This is a genomic window from Streptomyces sp. NPDC020731, assembly GCF_044334705.1.
GTDB lineage: Bacteria > Actinomycetota > Actinomycetes > Streptomycetales > Streptomycetaceae > Streptomyces.
Window position 1 is genome coordinate 46,708 of record NZ_JBIRTN010000020.1, and the last position, 18,841, is coordinate 65,548.

The following is an 18,841-nucleotide window of genomic DNA, read 5'->3' on the forward strand; positions in this document are numbered from 1 at the left end:
CGACCTGGCCGAGCTGGGGTGAGCGGACGTGAACTTCTGGGAGTACCTGGGCAGCCGCCATCAGCAGCTGCTCACCGACGCCTACCAGCACGCCAGTGTCGTCTTCCAGTGCATGGTGGTGGCGACGCTGCTCGGTGTGCTGATCGGGGTGGCCACCTACCGCAGCGAGTGGGCGGGCAACCTGGCCACGACCACCACCGCCACCCTGCTGACCATTCCGGCGCTGGCCATGATCGGTCTGCTGATCCCGGTGGTGGGGCTCGGGGTGCCGCCGACGGTGATCGCGCTGACGCTGTACGGGCTGCTGCCGATCGTGCGGAACGCGATCGTGGGGCTGCGCGGGGTCGACCCGTCGCTGGTGGACGCGGCCAAGGGGATCGGCATGTCGCGCGTGGCGCGGCTGGCCCGGGTGGAGCTGCCGCTGGCCTGGCCGCCGATCCTGACCGGCATCCGGGTCTCCACCCAGATGCTGATGGGCATCGCCGCCATCGCCGCGTACGCCTCCGGTCCCGGCCTGGGCAACCTGATCTTCCGCGGGATCGCCTCACTGGGCAGCAGGAACGCGCTGAACCAGGTGCTCGCGGGCACGCTCGGGATCGTCGTCCTCGCCCTGTTGTTCGACGCCGCGTACGTGTTGATCGGGCGGCTGACCATTTCCGGGGGGATCCGTGCCTGACGCTGGGACGCCCGAGACGGAGTCCGGGTCGATCGGGGCGACCATCGAGCTGGAGGGCCTGACCAAGCGGTATCCGGGCAGTGCGCTGCCGGCCGTCGACAACGTCAGCATGGACATCAGGGCGGGCGAGACGGTGGTCCTCGTCGGCCCTTCGGGCTGCGGGAAGTCCACCCTCCTGAAGATGGTCAACCGGCTGATCGAGCCGACGGGCGGCCGGATCCGCATCGGCGACGAGGACGTCACCGACATGGACCCGGTGCGGCTGCGCCGCAAGATCGGGTACGCGATCCAGGCGAGCGGGCTGTTCCCGCACATGACGGTGGCGCAGAACATCGCGCTGGTGCCGAGGATGCTGCGCTGGCCGGCGGCCCGGGTGCGGGCCCGGGTGGAGGAGATGCTGGACCTGGTCGGTCTGGACCCGGGCGAGTTCCACGGCCGCTATCCGCGTCAGCTCTCCGGCGGTCAGCAGCAGCGGGTGGGGGTGGCGCGGGCGCTGGCGGCGGACCCGCCGGTGCTGCTGATGGACGAGCCGTTCGGCGCGGTCGACCCGATCACCCGGGACCACCTCCAGGACGAGCTGATCCGGCTCCAGCGGGAGCTGCACAAGACGATCGTCTTCGTCACCCACGACTTCGACGAGGCGATCAAGATCGGTGACCGGATCGCGGTGCTGCGCGAACGCTCCCACATCGCCCAGTTCGACACCCCGGAGGCGATCCTCACCAACCCCGCCGACGACTTCGTGTCCGGGTTCGTGGGTGCCGGGGCGGCGCTGAAGCGGCTCAACCTCACCCGGGTGCGGGACGTGGGGATCACCGACTATCCGACGGTGAGCGTCGACGACCCGCTTCAGGAGATCTTCACCAGGCTCCGCTCCGGCGGCACCAACGAGGTGCTGGTGCTCGACAAGCGGGGCCGCCCCTACAAGTGGCTGCGGCGCGGCGACATGATGCGCGCCAAGGGTTCACTGGCCCGCGCGGGCGCGCTGGTGCACGACACGGTGACCCAGGACGCGACCCTGCGGGACGCGCTGGAGGCGGTCCTCACCGACAACACCGGCCGGGTCCCGGTCACCGGGCGGCGTGGCGCGTACGAGGGTGTCGTGGACGTGGAGACGCTGATGAACTCCGTGCACGAACTGCTGGAGGCGGACCGGCTGGAGGCGATGGACGCCCAGCACGACCTCGAGGAGCAGCGGTCCGCGCAGACGCACGCCGAGCAGGAGGGCTTCGGCGGGGAGGCGAAGGCGTGAGGGCCTCCCCTTCCGGCTCTTCCGGGCGGCGGCCCGAGGGCGAGCACGAGGTGCGGGGCCACGTCTTCCGCGACGAGGGCGGCGGGTCGCCGGACGAGGCGGAGGCCGCTCCCCCGCCCCCGGCCGCGAAGCCGCCCCGGATGACCTGGCAGAAGCTGACGTTCCTGCCGGTGGCGCTGATCGCCGTACTGCTCGCGACCTGGCTGTGGTTCGAGCAGGCGGACCTCGACGCGCTCACCCGGAACGCGCTGTCGAACGGGCAGGTGTCCAAGGCGCTGTGGCAGCACATCGAGCTCACCGTGATCTCGACGTTCTTCGTGCTGATCATCGCGATCCCGCTGGGCATCCTGCTGACCCGCCGCATGTTCCGCAGGGCCACTCCGGCGGCGATGGCGCTGGCCAACATGGGCCAGGCCACCCCGGCGATCGGTCTGCTGGCGCTGCTGGTGATCTGGCTGGGCATCGGCCGCAGGGCGGCCCTGATCGGCATCATCGCCTACGCCATCCTGCCGGTGCTGTCCAACACCATCGCGGGTCTGCGGGCCAACGACCCGACGCTGCTGGAGGCGGCGCGCGGCATCGGCATGTCCCCGATGGGCGTGCTCACGCGGGTGGAGCTGCCGCTGGCCGTCCCCCTCATCCTGGCGGGGGTGCGGACGGCGCTCGTCCTGAACGTCGGCACGGCGACGCTGGCGACCTTCGGCGGGGGCGGCGGGCTGGGCGTACTGATCACCACCGGGATCACCAGCCAGCGGATGCCGGTACTGGTGGTGGGCTCGGTCCTCACCGTCGTGCTCGCGCTGCTGGTGGACTGGCTGGCCTCCCTGGCGGAGCTGCTGCTGCGGCCGCGGGGTCTGGAGGCCGGTGCATGAGAGGTGTCCGCCTGTTCCTGGCCGGGGCGCTGCTGGCGGCGGCCTCGGGCTGCGGGCTGACCAGCGGTTCCCCCATGGTCGACGACGTGGAACCGGGATCGGTCGGCAGGGGGAAGCCGCTGGAGGGCGCGAAGCTCACCGTCACGTCGAAGGAGTTCACCGAGCAGCTCGTCCTCGGCGCGATCATGGGCATCGCCTTCCAGGCGGCGGGCGCGGAGGTCATCGACCGGACCGGCATCCAGGGCTCGGTCGGCTCCCGGGAGGCGGTCGTCAACGGCGAGGCGGACGCCGGGTTCGAGTACACGGGCACGGCGTGGATCACGTACCAGGGCAACAGCAAGCCGATCCCGGATCCGCGCAAGCAGTGGGAGGCGGTGCGCGACGCGGACGTGAAGAACGGGGTGACCTGGCTGGAGCCGTCGGAGCTGAACAACACCTACGCCCTCGCCATGAACCAGGCGAACTACGAGAAGTACCGCACGCGGACCCTCTCCGAGGTGGCGGAGCTGGCGAAGTCCGATCCGGGCGCGGTGACGCTGTGCGTGGAGGGCGAGTTCGCCAACCGCGCGGACGGGCTGCCGGGCATGGAGAAGGCGTACGGCATGAACATCCCGGCGCGCGACGTCACGCAGATGGACACCGGGATCATCTACACCCAGACGGCCAAGGGCGCCTGCACGTACGGCGAGGTCTTCACGACCGACGGGCGCATCAAGTCCATGAACCTGGTGGTGATGGAGGACGACAGGAAGTTCTTCCCCAACTACAACGCGGCCCCGACGGTCAACTTCGACACCTTCGAGAAGTGGCCGGCCATCGCGGAGGTCCTCGCCCCGGTGACGGCGAAGCTCGACAACACCGTGGCGCAGGACCTCAACGCCAAGGTGGACGTCGGCGGGGAGGACCCGCACGAGGTGGCGCTGGACTGGATGGTGGAGGAGGGGTTCGTCAAGGAGGGCTAGCAGCCGGGGACTTTCCCGGTGCCCTTCTCCAGGGCGACCAGGGCGTCGACGGCGCTCTTGAGGGTGGTGACCGGGACGAGGCGCAGCCCTTCGGGGAGTTCGGCCCGGGCGTCGGAGCACTCGTCCTTCGGCACCAGGAAGACGGTGGCGCCGTCCCGCTTGGCCGCCTGCGTCTTCAGGGGTACGCCGCCGACCGCGCCGACGGTGCCGTCCGCGTCGATCGTGCCCGTGCCGGCGATGACCCGGCCGCCGGTGAGGTCGCCGCCGCTGCCGTCGCCGTTCAGCTTGTCGACGATGCCGAGGGAGAACAGCAGGCCGGCGCTGGGGCCGCCGACGTCGGCGAGTTCGAGGGTGACCTCGATGCCGTCGTCCTCGCGGTTCAGGTGGTTCAGGGCGGCCCGGGTGGCCTCGTCCTGGGACTCCTCCATCTGCTCACGGTTGTACCGTTCGATCTCCTTGACGCTGTCCCCGCTGGGGTAGACGGAGTCACGGGGCATGACCGCCCGGTCGGTGCCGAACCAGCTGTCGATGACGTCCGGGAGGTCGACGCGGGTGTCCGGGGAGGTCGCCTCGATGGTGGTCATCCGCAGCTGCCCGCTGGTCTCCCGTACGGGGGCGCCGGTGATCGTGATGACCTGGGTGCCCTTGTTCTCGCCGAGCACGTTCGCGGTCATGCCGGGCTGCGCGACGGAGAAGGGGAGCGGTGCGAACGCGGCTGTGGCCAGCAGCGCGGCGACGGGGGCGGCCAGGACGGCGAGGGCTTGGGGACGCGTGAGGCGGGAGAACACGGAGTCAATCTAACGTGCCTCCGCTACGGGCAGTCCCCCCACAGGGGCACCCGCCCCGCAGGCACCCGCCCCGCGGGCAGTCGTGCCGCAGGGCGGCACGGGTGGGCGCGGACAGCACCCCGTGAGCGCCGGGCTGCGCGATCTCCTCCCGGCAGGCACCGGTGAGGCACCGGTGAGGCCCGCCCACAGCCGCGCAGGCGTCAGCGCAGTGCCTCCGCCACCTCCCGCGCCGCGTCCATCACCCTCGTCCCCACCCGCTCGGGAACGACCTCCGCCAGCATGACCACACCCACGCTGCCCTCGACCCCGGTCACCCCGAGCAGCGGCGCGGCCGCCCCGCACGCCCCGGCCTCCAGCTCCCCGTGCGTCAGCGTGTACCCCGGCTCGTCCGCCGCCCGCTGCCGGGCGGCCAGGATCGCCTTCCCCGCGGCCCCCCGGTCCAGCGGATGCCGGAACCCGGCCCGGTACGCCACGTGGTAGTCCGTCCACGACGGTTCCACCACGGCCACCGCCAACGCCTCCGCGCCGTCGACCAGGGTCAGATGCGCGGTCGCCCCGATGTCCTCCGCCAGCGACCGCAGCGCCGGCATCGCGGCCTCCCGCACCAGCGGGTGCACCTGTCGGCCCAGCCTCAGCACACCCAGCCCGACCCGGGCCCGTCCGCCGAGGTCACGGCGTACGAGAGCGTGCTGCTCCAGTGTGGCGAGCAACCGGTATACGACAGTCCGGTTCACGCCCAGTTTGTGGGAAAGCTCGGTGACGGTCAGCCCGTGGTCCGTATCGGCCAGCAGCTTGAGGACACGCAGTCCCCTGTCGAGCGTCTGAGAGGTCTCCGCGGTCACGACGCCCACTCCTTAGTGGTGAGGTCGGCGGTCCCCTCGCGGCAGATGCGTCACCGAGTCCCGTCGGTCACGCGCTTCAGAGGCCGCCGATCGGCCGGCGGCCCGGCCTTGACCCGGGCACAGTCGCTTCACGGCTGCGCTCCGCGGCGGCGCTGCCACGGGGCGTGTGCGTAGCGGGGACAGTAGCGAGCCGGTTCGGTCAGCGGAAGGCTCCGTCCAGAATCCGGGCACTCTCACAGGGAAGTGGTGCCGTTTGTCCTCATACGTACACGCGGAGTCACCGCATGCGCGTGGCCCACTCCTGCACCTTTTCGATCCGCTGGCGCAGCTGTCCCGCCGTGGCCTCGGCCGAGGGCGGGCCGCCGCAGACCCGGCGCAGCTCGGTGTGGATCACGCCGTGCGGTTTGCCGCTCTGGTGGACGTACGCGCCGACGAGGTTGTTGAGCTTCTTGCGCAGCTCCATCATCTCCTTGTGGGAGACCACGGGCCGCCGCTCGGCGGGCAGTTCGAGCAGGTCGGCCTCGGTGTCCGGCTTCTTGCGGCTGTGCGCGATCTGCCGGGCCTGCCGCTTCTGGAGCAGCAGCTGCACCTGGTCGGGTTCGAGGAGGCCGGGGATGCCGAGGTAGTCCTGCTCCTCGTCGCTGCCGGGGTGGGCCTGCATGCCGAACTCGGCGCCGTTGTACATCACCCGGTCGAAGACGGCGTCGGACTCCAGCGCCTCGAAGGGCAGCATGTCCTGCTCACCGGTGTCCTCGTCCTGCTCCCGGTTCGCCTCCTCCATCTCCTTCTCGGACTCGGCGTACGGGTCCTCCTCGCCCTCCTTCTTGGGCTTGTCGAGGACGTGGTCGCGCTCGCGCTCCATCTCGTTGGCGAAGCCGAGCAGGTCCGGGATGGTCGGCAGGAACACGGACGCGGTCTCGCCGCGCCGCCGGGACCGTACGAAACGGCCGACGGCCTGGGCGAAGAACAGCGGGGTGGAGATGGTGGTGGCGTACACGCCGACCGCGAGGCGCGGTACGTCGACGCCCTCGGACACCATGCGGACGGCGACCATCCAGCGGTCGGTGTTCCCGCTGAACGTGTCGATGTTCTTCGAGGCGCCGGCGTCGTCGGACAGGACGACGGTGGCCCTGCTGCCGGTGATCTCGCGGATCAGCTTGGCGTACGCCCGCGCGGAGTCCTGGTCGGCGGCGATGACGAGGGCACCGGCGTCCGGGATGGCCTTGCGGACCTCGGTGAGGCGCTGGTCGGCGGCGCGCAGCACGGCCGGCATCCACTCACCGCGCGGGTCCAGCGCGGTGCGCCAGGCCTGGCTGACGGCGTCCTTGGTCATGGGCTCGCCGAGGCGGGCCTCGATCTCGTCGCCGGCCTTGGTGCGCCAGCGCATGTTGCCGCTGTACGACATGAAGATGACGGGGCGGACGACGTTGTCGGCGAGGGCGGAGCCGTACCCGTAGGTGTAGTCGGCGGACGACCGCCGGATCCCGTCGTCGCCCTCCTCGTACACCACGAAGGGGATGGGGTTGGTGTCGGAGCGGAACGGCGTACCGGTGAGCGCGAGCCGCCGGGTGGCCGGCTCGAACGCCTCCAGACAGGCCTCGCCCCAGGACTTGGAGTCACCGGCGTGGTGGATCTCGTCGAGGATGACGAGGGTCTTGCGCTGCTCGACGCGGTTGCGGTGCAGCATGGGGCGGACGCCGACACCGGCGTACGTGATCGCGATCCCGTCGTAGTCCTTGCCGAGCGGGCCCGCGCTGTACTCGGGGTCGAGCTTGATGCCTATCCGCGCGGCGGCCTCGGCCCACTGCTTCTTCAGGTGCTCGGTGGGCGCGACGACGGTCACCTGCTGCACGACGTGGTGGTGCAGCAGCCAGGACGCCAGCGTCAGCGCGAAGGTCGTCTTGCCGGCGCCGGGGGTGGCCACGGCCAGGAAGTCCCTGGGCTGCGCCTGGATGTACTTCTCCATCGCCTTCTGCTGCCAGGCGCGCAGCTTGCCGGCCGTACCCCAGGGGGCACGTCCGGGGAAGGCCGGGGACAGGTGGTGCGAGGCGGTGCCGGCGGTGGTAGTCACGATCTCCGGGGGTGGGTCGGGCGGCGCGTCTGCGTATGACAACCGGGCCACCCTACCGATGGCCCGGTGGTGTCAACGCCGGTACGGGGCCGAGACCGCCCGGGATGGGACTCAGGTCACATCGCCCTACTCAGCCAGGTCCCTCAGCACTTCGGAGATGGCTTTGATCTCATCCAGGCTGCCGGTCGCCACAGCGATGACCAGGCGTTCGGCCGCGTCAATGTCGGGGCGCAACTGCACCTCGTTCATCGCCAGGAAGACGACACAGGACACCCACGCCGTGCGTTTGTTTCCGTCGACGAAAGGGTGATTGATGACCAGGGACTGCAGGAGTGCCGCCGCCTTGTCGAACAGGTCGGCGTAGGCCTCCTGCCCGAACATGGAAGCCGAAGGGCGATGTACAGCCGACTCCAGCAGCCCCGCATCGCGCACGGTGACTTGCTGGTCGTCAACGGCGTCCTCGGCAATGGCCAGGACGTCCTCGGCCTGAAGGTAGACGTACGTCACTTCAGCCGCTCCAGCAGTTCGGCCCACTTGGCGGTCTGCTCCTTGGCGGCCTTACGCACCAGCGCCTGGTGCGCGGTCCGCGTCAGATAATCGTCCACAGCCCGCAGCAGTATCGCGTGCATGCTGACGCCCTCCTCGTCGGCGCGCAGCTTGAGAGCTTCCGTCTGGTCGTCACGAAGACGCAGGTTCATAGCCATACCAAAACGGTACCACCACTTGATACCGAAGTGGTACTACACAACCGCTCTCACCCGCGTGGCCACCCACGCCCCCGCCAGCGCCACCGCCGCCATCGGCAGGAACACCACGGCGAAGGCGGCCGGGTGGGAGCCCGTGGCCTCCGTGGCCGTGTGGCTGACCGTGCCGCCGCCGAGGGCCGCGAAGGCCGCTCCCCCGGCGGCCAGCAGGATGACGTTGGACAGGCCGTCGGAGATCTGGAGGGCGGCGGAGTTGGTGCCGGCTTCCGCGGGGGCCGAGAGCTGGAGCAGCAGGACGCTGGTGGAGGAGATCACCAGGCCCATGCCGAAGCAGCCGAAGGCCCAGGCGACCGCCACCGTCCAGGCGGGCACGTCGTCGATCAGCACGCTGGGGGCTCCGGCGATGGCCGCCGCCACCAGGACCATGCCGAGGGTCATCAGGCGCTCCCGGTGCGGTTCCAGGCGGGGTCGGGACTGCACCCAGGAGCCCAGGGCCCAGGTGCCGCCGCCGGCCGCGAGGGAGAAGCCGGCGAGGGTCGGGCTGAGGCCGCGCTGGGTGACCAGCATCAGCGGGACGAAGGACTCCGCCGCGATGAAGGAGCCGGCGGCGACTCCGCGCAGGAGGACGACCGAGGGCAGTCCGCGCGCCGCGCGGCAGGTGCCGCGCGGGAGCAGGCCCAGCACGGCCGGGACGAGCAGCGCGACGCCCAGTGCGCCCGGCAGCAGGGAGGCCCGGCGCAGGTCCTGCGCGGCGTACTGGAGCAGGCCCGCGCCGAGGGAGATCGCCAGGGCCAGGCGGATGCGGCGGCCGTCGAAGGAGGCCGGGGCGCCCCCGTTCACCGGGCCCGACGCCAGCCGCCGTATCTGCGGCAGCGCGAGGGCCAGCGGGAACACCACGAGCACCGGTATGCCGAGGAACACCCAGCGCCAGCCGATGTGCTCCGTCACCGCGCCGGAGGCGAGCGGGCCGACGATCGACGGCACCACCCAGCTCGCCGCGAACGCCGCCATGATCGCCGGACGCAGCCGCTCCGGGTAGGCCCGCCCGACGATGACGTACAGCGCGACGATCACCAGGCCGCCGCCGAGTCCCTGCACGGCCCGCCCCAGGATGAACAGCCACATCGCCCCGGCCGTCCCGGCCAGCAGCAGACCGGCCGCGAAGGAGGCGATGCCCCAGGCGAGCGGCCCGAGCGGGCCGCGCCGGTCCGACCACTGGCCGGACAGCACCATGCCGAACAGGCTGGTCGTGAAGTACCCCGAGAACGCGAACGCGTACAGCGACACCCCGTCCAGCTCCCGTGCCGCCACCGGCATCGCCGTACCCACCGCCGTCGCCTCGAAGGCGATCAGCAGCACCACGGAGACGACCCCGATGCTCAGCGCCCGGTAGGGGCTGCTCAGCACGGTCTCGTCGGGGGCGACGGGCGGGGGCGGGGCGTCGGCGGGCTCGGCGACATCGGTGTCACGCGGGTTCGGGGCGGTCATGTTCGCCAGAGTAAGGGCCACGGCACGGTTTGACCCCTGTCGGGGGTCGGGACCGGCACCGGGACCTTGGTCGTAGGACCGGGACCCTTCGTTCATGAACGGCGCGTGGCAGTCGTATTGCGGGCCCCGGCATCTCCTTGAGCGCCGCCTCCGGCCCGCCGTACGGTCGGCACACCGGTTCGGAACGGCAAGGCGCCGCACGGCACTTCGCCCCCGACACGGCCGTGTGCCCGAGTGGCCCAGGGGTTCGACTGCAAATCGAATAACGCGGGTTCGATTCCCGCCACGGCCTCCACACGGGCGGGGTCGCTCTCCGAAGCGTCCCCGTCTCATCAGCGCCCCCGAAGGGGCGCGGGGAACTGCGCGACCAGCCGCAACGGCGCCGCAGCCGGTCAACGACCCAACCCCCCAGCGGAGCGCTAAAGCACCCCGCCCGCCTCGTCCTGGAAGAGCTCCGTCCAGTAGTGCCAGTCGCCGTCGGCGGTGGTGCCCGTCGGGTCGATGGAGGACAGGACCTGGAGCATCGTCAGTGCCAGCTGGTCGTAGGTGTCGCTGGTCAGCGCGTGACCCGACGCCTCGTCGATGGCGTGCTCGCGGTGGAGCAGCCAGAGGGTGAAGGCGAGGGTGGAGATGTCCGTGTTCAGCGGGTGGAGGACGCCTTCCGGTTCGCTCCAGTTGAGCACCGCTCCCGTGGTGCCGTCGACGACCAGGCTGTTGTCCTCGATCAGGTGGCCCAGGCGTATCAGGTGGCCGGCGCGGGCGGGGAGCCGGCCGGGCGGGAGCTCGCCGTCGCGTTCGTCGGCGTAGTACTCCGCGAGGGTGCGCAGCGGCAGGTCGGTGTCCAGCTGGAAGAGGAAGCCGTCCTCCGGCAGGCCCGTCTCGCGCAGGAAGCGGCGGGTCGGCTCGTGGTCGAGCGTCGAGGGGAAGTCGACCTCCTCGAAGCGGACCACTCCGCCCCGGCCGAATTCGTCGTCCAGCAGGCGGAGCGGGAGGTCCAGGGCGAGTCCCGAGAGCGTGCCGGGGCCCGCCACCAGGGCCAGCGGTCTGATCAGCGCGGCCATTCGCCAGAAGGGGGCCGGCTCGCCGTCCGCGCCCTCCTCGAACACCGCCAGCAGCTGCCGGGAGGCCTCCGCGACCGCCTTCGTGCCGTAGCGGCCCGCGTAGGCGGCGAACTGGCCGCGCAGCCCCGCCAGTTCGTCCGTCGCCGCCGCGAACCGCACCAGCGTCGGCAGGGAAGGGGCGAGCGGGCGGCGGTCCATCAGGTCGGGGCGGTCGTGGAAGAAGAACGTCGTGGACACCTCGCCGGTCGCCCCGTCGAGCAGCACCGACTCCGTCTCCGGACCGGCCGGGCCCAGCAGTCCGCCGATGACCAGCTGGTCCCGCAGCTCCGCGGAGAGCCGGTCGCCGGGGTCGCCCGTCGAGTCGCCCACCGTGCGCGGGCCGCCCTGCCGCGCCAGCTCCCCGAAGCTGAACAGGCCGCTGTCGGCGGGCAGTCCGGGACCGGTCAGCCAGCCGCGCGTGGACGCGTGCGTGATGTACGGGTCGAGGTCGGCGTCGGTGAGTGTGATCGCCGCTGTGGCAACGGTGTCGGTCGTGCTCATGATTCCCCCGCGATACGTGTGCTCGGCCCCGGGTTCGCGAACGCCCCGCCCCGGGCAGGACGGCCCCGGCCCTCGCGGACCCGGCAGCCGTCCCCCACTGCTCGGAACACTACGTGCCACCACTGACAACGCCCCCGGACCGGGGACGGCGAGCCGAAGCGCCCACCACTCAGGACGCTCCGGCAACCCCGTTCGTTGCCTTTCCGCGGGAATCGACCCGCCGCGGGTTTCAGCCGCCCGTCACCACGGCGGCCTGCGGACGGATCGGCAGACGGTTCACCGGGCGGCCCGTGGCGGCCCGTACGGCGGAGGCGATCGCCGCCGGCGAGGTCACCACCGGCACCGCGCTGACCGCCTTCGCGCCGAACGGCGCGACCACGTCCCGCTCCTCGACCAGCTTCACGATGTGGATGTCCGGCGCGTCCAGCGCCGTCGGGAGGGCGTACCCGGTCAGGTCGGGGTGGCGGACCAGTCCGCGCGGCGTGCGCAGGTTCTCGGTGAGCGCGGCGCCCAGGCCCTGGGTCACGCCCGCCTCGATCCGCGCGGCCAGCTGCGCCGGGTTCAGCACCCGGCCCACGTCCTGGGCGACCGCCAGCTCCACGACCCGTACCGAGCCGAGCTCGATGTCGACGTCGACCACCGCGCGGATCGCGCAGAAGGCCATGCCGACGAAGGCGTCGCCCTGACCGGAACCGTCCAGCGGTTCCGTCGGATGCGGACGGCACTGGGCGGTGGCCCACAGCTCCTTGCCGTCCAGGGCCTCGGTGACGGTCGTGGACAGCACACCGTCGTACGAGGTGATCCTGCCGTCGGTGATCTGGAGCAGCTCGGTGGACATGCCGAACTGGTGCGCGAGGGGCTGGAGGAGCTGGGTGCGGACCATCTTCGCCGCGCGCTCCACCGCGCCGCCCGACACCCAGGTGTGCCGGCCCCGGCAGCCCGGGCCGGCCGGGGGCTGGTCGGTGTCGACGGGCACCACGTGCACCTCGTCGATGCCGAGGGTCTCCTGGACGATCTGCCGGGCCAGCGTCGAGAAGCCCTGGCCGCTCTCCACGGCCGCGCACAGCACCGTCGCCACGCCGTCCTGGACCCGCACGGTGGCCGTGGACACCTCGTCCGTGCCCTCCGCGCCGAGCATGTGCACCATGCCCAGCCCGTAGCCCACGCCCCGGCGCACCGCGCCCGGTTCGCCCGCGCCCTCGGGGCCGCCGGGCAGCAGCCACTCGTCCTCGGGGGTGTCCTTGGGCAGCGGCGGCAGCGGGAAGTCCCGTACCGCCTCGAGGAGTTCGGCGACCGGGGCCGGGCAGGTCACCGTCTGGCCGGTGGGCAGGACGTCACCGGTGGCCATCACGTTGCGCAGGCGCAGCTCCGCCGGGTCGACGCCGAGCTTCTTGGCCAGCTTGTCCATCTGCGCCTCGTAGGCGGCGCACACCTGCAGGGCGCCCTCGCCGCGCACATGACCGGAGGGCGGGTTGTTGGTGCGTACGGCCCAGCCCTCGATGAAGGCGTTGGGGACGACGTACGGGCCGCAGGCGAAGGCGACGGCGGCGGCGAGGGCCTCGGAGGAGGTGTCGGCGTAGGCGCCCGCGTCGAGCAGGATCTGCGCCTCGACCTTCACCAGTCTGCCCTCGGCGTCGGCGTGGTGGCGGTAGCGCAGCAGCGTGGGGTGGCGGTGGGTGTGGCCGAGGAAGGACTCCTCGCGCGTGGCGGCGAGTTTCACCGGGCAGCCGGTCCTCAGCGCCAGCAGACCGAGCGGGAGCTGGAAGCTCCGGTCCTCGCGGTCGGCGGTGGCGCCGGGCACACCGGTGACGACGACCTTCACCCGATCGGGTGCCAGGCCGAACGCGGCGGCGGCGGTGTCCCGGTCGCCGTGCGGGTCGGTGGAGGCCAGGTACAGCTCGACGCCGCCGTCCGGGCGGGGCACGGCGAGACCGGCTTCGGCGCCGATGGGGGCGGGGTCCTGGCGGCCGATGCGGTACAGGCCCTCGACGACGACGTCGCCGGCCGCCTCGGGGTCGCCGTGGCGCAGCGGGATGTGCCGGATCAGGTTGCCGTCGGGGTGCAGCGGTTCGGCCTCGAACGCCTGCTCGGGGTCGGTCACCGGGTCGAGCACCTCGTACTCGACGATGACGGCGGCGGCGGCCATCCGCGCGGTGTCGGGGTGGTCGGCGGCGACGGCCGCGATGGGCTCGCCGTGGTGGCGTACGACCTCGGAGGCGAAGACGGGCCGGTCGGCCGTGCCGCGGCCGTGCACCGGGTCGCCGGGGACGTCCTCGTGCGTGACCACCGCGCGGACGCCGGGCATCTCACGCGCGTGCGTGGTGTCGATGGACACGATGCGCGCGTGCGGGTGCGGCGAGCGCAGCACGGCCGCCCAGAGCAGGCCCTCGGCCCACAGGTCGGCGGCGTACGGGAAGGTGCCCTCGGTCTTGGCGCGGGCGTCGGCGGCCGGGAGGGAGACGCCGAGTCCGTGCGGGACCGGTTCCGGCTCGGGGGCGGCCTCCGTGGCCTGCGCGGTGGCTGCTTCGTTGGTCACGCCTGGCCTCCGTCCTGGCCGTAGGGCTGGTCATGGGGCTGCTCACCGGGTCCGGTGGCGCCGAACGCCGAGGGGTTGACGCCGCCGGCGCCGGGGCCCGCCTGGTGCGGGATGCGGGGCGTGTCCGGCTCGTCGGCGGAGTCGTCCTCGGCGGACGCGGTGTGCGCCTCGCGTTCGGCGACGACCTCCTGGACGGCGTTCACCACGCCCCGGTAGCCGGAGCAGCGGCAGAGGTTGCCGCACAGGGCCTGGCGGGTCTCCAGTTCGGTGGGGGCCGGGTTGCCCTCGAGGAGGTCGTGCACGGTCATCGCCATGCCCGGCACGCAGAAGCCGCACTGCACGGCGCCGCACCGCGCGAGCGCCCGCTGCACGTCGGAGGGCCGGCCGTCCTGCGCCAGTCCTTCGACGGTACGGACCTCGCTGCCGGCCGCGGTGACGGCCGGGACCAGGCAGGACGCCACGAGCCGGCCGTCGACCTGCACGTTGCAGGCCCCGCACTCGCCCTGCGAGCAGCCGTCCTTGGCACCGGCGAGGCCGAGCCGCTCGCGCAGCACGTAGAGCAGCGACTCACCGATCCAGGCGTCGGTGACGGGCCGGTCGGTGCCGTTGACGCGGAGCACATAGGAGGCGAGGGGGTGGTCGTCGTGCGGCGGCGGCGCGTCGTCCGGTACGCCCCGGTCGTCCGGGATGCCCGAAGCGCCGGGGGCCGTGTCGGTGTTCGGGGACTCGGCGTCCGCGGTTCCTGTCGCCGGTTCCGCGCCCGGAGCGGGCTCGGCGGGGGCCGCGGAGGGCTCCGGCAGGCCCTCGGCGGTCTCGGGAGCCCCGTGGGAGCCCTCGGGAACCCCGTGGGAGCCCTCGGGAACCCCGTGGGAGCCCTCAGCGGTCTCGGATGCCTCACCGGCCCCGGAAGCGGGCTCCGGGGCGTCCTGGCCGCCGGGGTGCGGGTACTCCCGGAGTCCGGCGGGGGCGCCTTCGGCGGCCTCCGTCTCGGACCGCCACCGCGGCTCCGGGTGCTCCTCGGCGGCGAACGGCTGGGGCACACCGGCCGACCGGGGCCCGGCGTGCCCGGACTGCCCGCCGTACACGTCCTGGCCCTCGGGACCCTCGCCCCGGCCGGGCTCGCCGTGGAACTCCGGGGCGTGGGCGGGCATCCCGGACGCCTCGTGCCCGGGACCGGCCTCCGGCCGCCCCGGCGCGGGGCCCGGTCCGGGCCGCCCCTGCCCGTGCCCGTGCCCGTGCTCGTGCCCGTGCCCGTGCCCGTGCCCGGCCTCCGGCCGCCCCGGGGCGAAACCCGCTCCGGGCTGCCCCGGCGCGAGGCCGGCGTCCGGTCGTCCCGGCGCGTGCTCGTCGGCCGGCCGGCCGGGTGCGCCCTGGGCGGGCGGCCCGCCGTACGTGTCCTGGCCCGCGGGGCCCTCGCCCCGGCTGCCGGGCTCGGCGTACGGCAGCGGCTCGGCGGCGGGCAGGGACTGCCCGCCGTACGTGCCCGCGCCGGGCGGCCGCTGGGGTGCGGGGCCGTCGGTGTGGGGCCGGGGGCCGGGTCCCTGCCGGTCCTGCACGGGGTCGTGTTCGCCGCCCCGCGGCTCCTGGCCCTCGTCCTGCGGGACCCCGGGTACGCCGGGTCCCCACGGACGGCCGATGGCCTGAGGGGGCGCCCAGGGGGCGGAGGCGCCGCCCGGGAGGGTGGCCGGCGGCGTGCCGCCCCACTGCTCGACCAGGGCGGACGTGGTGAACTCGCCGGACTCGTCCGGCAGGTCGCCGTCGGCCACGGGAATCGACCACCGGCCGGTGACGTCGTGCCCCGGCGCCGGGTTCTCCGCGGCCCGCTCCTCGAAGGCCCACTGCCCGGTCGCGCCGGGGTTGTACGTGAACCGGTCCCCCGGCGCCGCGCCCGCCTCGGGGTCGTGCCACCGGGCGCCGTCGACGGGCGCGCCGGGCACCGCCCAGGAGCCGGTGGCCGCCGGGTCGGTGCCCGCGGTGGCCGCCGGATCGACCGTGATCTGCGGCGGCACATAGCCGTGGCCGGGCGCGGCGAGCGGGCTCTCCATGGCGTCCAGCAGGGCGTCGATGCCGCCCTCGGGGAGATTCACGAAGGCCGTGGCGCCGTCGTCGTAGTCGCCCTGGGGCAGCGGGTCCCAGCGGCTGCCGCCCGGGGGCGTGCCCTGTCCGTGCTGGTCGTCGGTCACGACAGCGCCCTCCCCAGTGCTCGTCGGGCCAGCGCGGCGACGATGCGCCGCAGGTGCAGTACCGCGGGCGGAAGCGGTGGGACGGTGCCGTCCTCGCCGGGGGCTGCGTCGGGGATACAGGCCGCGGCGACGTACTCCCCGAACGCGCTCAGTGCCTCGGGCACGATCGCGCGGTTGTTGTCCCAGTCGATGAGCTGCGCGACCCACTGCTCGGCCTGCAGGGGCCGCAGCGGCATCGGCGCTATGGCGCCCACCGCGCAGCGCACCCCGCGGCGGGCCGGGTCGAGCACCAGGGCCACGGAGGCGACCGCGCGGCCGGGGCCGGTGCGGCCGGTCGCCTTCAGGAAGACCTGGGGGGCGTGCAGCAGCGGCACGCGCACGTAGCCGATGAGTTCGCCGGGGCGCAACAGGTCCATCCCGGCCAGCAGGTGCGACACCGGGAGTTCGCGGCGGACGCCGCCCGGGCCCGCGATGATCAGCGTCGCCTCCAGCGCGGCCAGCACGGGCAGCGCGTCCCCGGTGGGGGCGGAGGAGGCGATGTTGCCGCCCAGGGTGCCCGCGTTGCGGATGTGCGGCGGTCCGGCCGCACGCGCGGAGGCGGCGAGCGCCGGAATGAGGGCGGCGAAGTCGGGGCGGCCCATGCGCGCGTGGGTGAGACCGGCGCCGAGCAGGGCGTGGCCGTCCAGGTACTGCCAGCCGCGGATCTCGCTGATCTTGCCGAGGCCGACCAGCGCGGCGGGCCTGAGCTGCCCGGAGTTGACGGCGGCCATCAGGTCGGTGCCGCCCGCGACGGGCACGGCGGCGGGCATCTCCGTGAGGGCCGCCACGGCCTCGTCGAGTGTCGTGGGCAGCGTCACGGCCTGCGCCGCCTGCGGTGCGTGCGTGCTCAAAACCGGCTACCCCTTCCCGCTGCCCCACCTGGTCCCACCTGTGCTGCCGTACGGTACGGCCTGACAGGGCGGACGTGGCAACTCTGGCACATCTTGGCAGGTGCCGAGGACGGGGGTCCGCTAGGAGGCATTCGCCCACCTCATCACGGACATGGACGATTTCGACCGTCATCACCGGTGCGCTCGGGATTGGCACTCTTCGGTGATCGTTGTGCCCATTTCGCATGACCTGTTCGACACGGGACGAACAGGTGCGCACACCCTGTTCGGGGTCCCGGCGCGGGGCGGGCCGCCCGCACCGGAACCCCGGGGCGGGCTACTGGTTCGGCGGCGGGCCGTCGATCGGGCGCCCCAGGACGCCCGGACGCCGCTGCCAGGGCAGCGGCCCGGTGGGCGGCCGGTAGGCGACCCCGAGAGCGTCCAGGCGCCGGTAGTGGGCGGTCATCCGCCGTTCGAAACCGGCGAAGTCCCGGTCGGCGGGGGCGGGCAGGTCGCTCCAGGCGACCTCGGAGAGCGCGGCGAGCCGGGGGAACGTCTGGTAGTCGACGCGCCCCTGGTCCTCCATCACCTCGGTCCACACGTTGGCCTGGGTACCCAGCACCCGCGCGGCCTCCTCGCCCGTCAGCTCCGACGGCACGGGCTCGAACCGGTAGACGTCCTCCAGGGTGCGCACGTACCCGATCGGCACCGGCTCGTCGGGGCCCGCGTCCTGACGGTAGTCCAGGTACACCTGCTGCTGGGGGCACATGACCACGTCGTGTCCCGCGCGGGCGGCGGTGACCCCGCCGGAGTAACCGCGCCAGGAGGACACCGCGGCGCCCGGGGCCAGGCCGCCCTCCAGGATCTCGTCCCAGCCGATCAGCCGGCGTCCCCGCGCGGCGAGCCACTGACCGAAGTGGGCGATGAACCAGGACTGGAGCGCGTCCTCGTCGGCCAGTCCGAGGTTGCCGATCTGTTTCTGCGCGGCGTCCGACTCACGCCACTGGTCCTTGAGGCATTCGTCGCCGCCGATGTGCACGAACGGCGAGAAGGGGCCGGCGTCCGCGGGGAAGAGTTCCAGGACTTCCTCGAGCACCCCTTCGTAGAAGCGCAGGGTGTTGTCGGTGGGGGCGAGTACGTTCGGATTGATCCCCCAGGTGTCCCAGACGGTCAGGGAGGCGGTGTCGACGACATCGGAGTTGCCGAGTTCCGGATACGCGGCGATGGCGGCCTGCGAGTGCCCGGGTACGTCGATTTCCGGGACCACACTGATATGCCGCTCGGCGGCGTAGGCGACGATCTCGCGGATGTCGTCCCGGGTGTAGTGACCGCCGTGCGGCCGGTCGTCCCACAGCGGTGACGCGCGGTGCCCGATTTTCGTCCGGGCACGCCAGGAGCCCACCTCGGTGAGCTTCGGATACCGCTGGATCTCGATGCGCCAGCCCTGGTCGTCCGTCAGGTGGAAGTGGAGGACGTTGAGTTTGTGCGCCGCCATCAGATCGAGATAGCGCAGCACGCCTTCCTTGGGCATGAAGTGCCGGGCGACGTCGAGCATGAGTCCGCGCCAGCGGAAGCGGGGGGCGTCCTGGATCTCGGCTTCCGGCAGCTCCCACTCCGCGCGCCCCAGGCGCGCCCGCCGGAACGCGTCGGGGCCGAGCAGTTGCCGGAGCGTCTGCGCGCCGGCAAAGGCACCGGCCGGGTCACCGCCCGCGATCAGCGCACGGTCGTCACGGATGGTGATGCGGTAGGCCCCGGGCGGGAGGCTGTGATCGTGCCGCAACTCGACCGCGTTCTCCGCGGCCCGCCCGGGCGGGCCGGGTTCACCCTCCCTCAGCGGCAGACCGGTGGCCGCCTGCAAGGTGGTGCGCAGCCAGCGTTCGGCACTGCCCACACCCGGTCCTGCCGTCAGCGTCGTGTCCTCGTCGAGGACGAAGACCCGCTCACCCCACGTGCTCACGCTCAGCGGCGCGGGAATCAGTTCCGTCAGTGAAGTCACA

Annotated in this window: 15 protein-coding genes and 1 tRNA gene; 5 read left to right on the plus strand and 11 right to left on the minus strand. The window is 72.9% G+C overall.

What is annotated here, in order from left to right; all coding sequences use genetic code 11:
- Positions 1 to 28 precede the first annotated feature (28 nt).
- The 4 genes from ACH4VX_RS27830 to ACH4VX_RS27845 are packed head-to-tail and all read left to right on the plus strand — an operon-like array spanning position 29 to position 3,762.
- Positions 29 to 676, plus strand: coding sequence for an ABC transporter permease (locus ACH4VX_RS27830; protein WP_398371090.1), 648 nt, complete (start codon positions 29 to 31; stop codon positions 674 to 676).
- The gene (locus ACH4VX_RS27835) at positions 669 to 1,928 is read left to right on the plus strand and encodes a betaine/proline/choline family ABC transporter ATP-binding protein (RefSeq protein ID WP_398371092.1); all 1,260 of its coding nucleotides are present in this window, start codon (positions 669 to 671) and stop codon (positions 1,926 to 1,928) included. The genes ACH4VX_RS27830 and ACH4VX_RS27835 overlap by 8 nt, the downstream gene beginning before the upstream one ends.
- The gene (locus ACH4VX_RS27840) at positions 1,925 to 2,800 is read left to right on the plus strand and encodes an ABC transporter permease (protein WP_398371094.1); all 876 of its coding nucleotides are present in this window, start codon (positions 1,925 to 1,927) and stop codon (positions 2,798 to 2,800) included. Before ACH4VX_RS27835 ends, ACH4VX_RS27840 begins: the two co-directional genes overlap by 4 nt.
- Positions 2,797 to 3,762 carry a glycine betaine ABC transporter substrate-binding protein gene (locus ACH4VX_RS27845; protein WP_398371096.1) on the plus strand — a complete coding sequence of 322 codons (966 nt, stop codon included), beginning with the start codon at positions 2,797 to 2,799 and terminating at the stop codon, positions 3,760 to 3,762. The genes ACH4VX_RS27840 and ACH4VX_RS27845 overlap by 4 nt, the downstream gene beginning before the upstream one ends.
- On the opposite strand, the gene ACH4VX_RS27850 is transcribed toward ACH4VX_RS27845, so the two are convergent.
- The 6 genes from ACH4VX_RS27850 to ACH4VX_RS27875 all read right to left on the minus strand — a co-directional run bounded on the left by ACH4VX_RS27850 (position 3,759) and on the right by ACH4VX_RS27875 (position 9,655).
- On the minus strand, positions 3,759 to 4,550 hold the full coding sequence (locus ACH4VX_RS27850; RefSeq protein ID WP_398371097.1) for a S16 family serine protease: 792 nt from the start codon (positions 4,548 to 4,550) through the stop codon (positions 3,759 to 3,761). The two genes, ACH4VX_RS27845 and ACH4VX_RS27850, sit on opposite strands and share 4 nt — an antisense overlap.
- A gap of 200 nt (positions 4,551 to 4,750) precedes the next feature.
- Positions 4,751 to 5,392 (minus strand): IclR family transcriptional regulator, encoded by a 642-nt coding sequence (locus ACH4VX_RS27855; protein WP_073931606.1) that lies wholly within the window; start codon positions 5,390 to 5,392, stop codon positions 4,751 to 4,753.
- Between the two features lie 277 nt (positions 5,393 to 5,669).
- Positions 5,670 to 7,463: a DEAD/DEAH box helicase gene (locus ACH4VX_RS27860; RefSeq protein ID WP_398371099.1), complete on the minus strand. Its 1,794-nt coding sequence runs from the start codon at positions 7,461 to 7,463 to the stop codon at positions 5,670 to 5,672.
- Between the two features lie 126 nt (positions 7,464 to 7,589).
- A complete protein-coding gene (locus ACH4VX_RS27865; protein ID WP_398371100.1) occupies positions 7,590 to 7,970 on the minus strand; it encodes a type II toxin-antitoxin system death-on-curing family toxin in 381 nt (126 codons plus the stop codon).
- Entirely contained in the window at positions 7,967 to 8,167 is a 201-nt protein-coding gene (locus ACH4VX_RS27870) for a CopG family transcriptional regulator (RefSeq protein ID WP_398371102.1), read from the minus strand. Before ACH4VX_RS27870 ends, ACH4VX_RS27865 begins: the two co-directional genes overlap by 4 nt.
- Before the next feature lie 36 nt (positions 8,168 to 8,203).
- Entirely contained in the window at positions 8,204 to 9,655 is a 1,452-nt protein-coding gene (locus ACH4VX_RS27875; protein ID WP_398371104.1) for an MFS transporter, read from the minus strand.
- Positions 9,656 to 9,875: 220 nt separating this feature from the next.
- Here ACH4VX_RS27875 and ACH4VX_RS27880 point away from each other — a divergent pair.
- Positions 9,876 to 9,950 (plus strand) — tRNA-Cys (locus ACH4VX_RS27880).
- A 124-nt stretch (positions 9,951 to 10,074) separates the two neighbouring features.
- Here ACH4VX_RS27880 and ACH4VX_RS27885 read toward each other — a convergent pair.
- The 5 genes from ACH4VX_RS27885 to ACH4VX_RS27905 all read right to left on the minus strand — a co-directional run bounded on the left by ACH4VX_RS27885 (position 10,075) and on the right by ACH4VX_RS27905 (position 18,840).
- On the minus strand, positions 10,075 to 11,256 hold the full coding sequence (locus ACH4VX_RS27885) for an SUKH-4 family immunity protein (RefSeq protein WP_398371105.1): 1,182 nt from the start codon (positions 11,254 to 11,256) through the stop codon (positions 10,075 to 10,077).
- Between the two features lie 229 nt (positions 11,257 to 11,485).
- Positions 11,486 to 13,792 carry a xanthine dehydrogenase family protein molybdopterin-binding subunit gene (locus ACH4VX_RS27890; RefSeq protein ID WP_398371107.1) on the minus strand — a complete coding sequence of 769 codons (2,307 nt, stop codon included), beginning with the start codon at positions 13,790 to 13,792 and terminating at the stop codon, positions 11,486 to 11,488.
- The gene (locus ACH4VX_RS27895; RefSeq protein ID WP_398371109.1) at positions 13,789 to 15,975 is read right to left on the minus strand and encodes a 2Fe-2S iron-sulfur cluster-binding protein; all 2,187 of its coding nucleotides are present in this window, start codon (positions 15,973 to 15,975) and stop codon (positions 13,789 to 13,791) included. Before ACH4VX_RS27895 ends, ACH4VX_RS27890 begins: the two co-directional genes overlap by 4 nt.
- Positions 15,972 to 16,865, minus strand: a complete 894-nt coding sequence (locus tag ACH4VX_RS27900) for an FAD binding domain-containing protein (protein WP_398371110.1) — start codon at positions 16,863 to 16,865, stop codon at positions 15,972 to 15,974. The genes ACH4VX_RS27895 and ACH4VX_RS27900 overlap by 4 nt, the downstream gene beginning before the upstream one ends.
- A gap of 316 nt (positions 16,866 to 17,181) precedes the next feature.
- Positions 17,182 to 18,840 (minus strand): beta-N-acetylhexosaminidase, encoded by a 1,659-nt coding sequence (locus ACH4VX_RS27905; RefSeq protein ID WP_398371111.1) that lies wholly within the window; start codon positions 18,838 to 18,840, stop codon positions 17,182 to 17,184.
- Position 18,841: the final 1 nt, after the last annotated feature.

Coding starts and splice junctions, on each gene's coding strand:
- ACH4VX_RS27870 (WP_398371102.1), bottom strand. CDS start 8,167: ATGGCTATGAACCTGCGTCTTCGTGACGACCAGACGGAAGCTCTCAAG.
- ACH4VX_RS27885 (WP_398371105.1), bottom strand. CDS start 11,256: ATGAGCACGACCGACACCGTTGCCACAGCGGCGATCACACTCACCGAC.
- ACH4VX_RS27845 (WP_398371096.1), top strand. CDS start 2,797: ATGAGAGGTGTCCGCCTGTTCCTGGCCGGGGCGCTGCTGGCGGCGGCC.
- ACH4VX_RS27875 (WP_398371104.1), bottom strand. CDS start 9,655: ATGACCGCCCCGAACCCGCGTGACACCGATGTCGCCGAGCCCGCCGAC.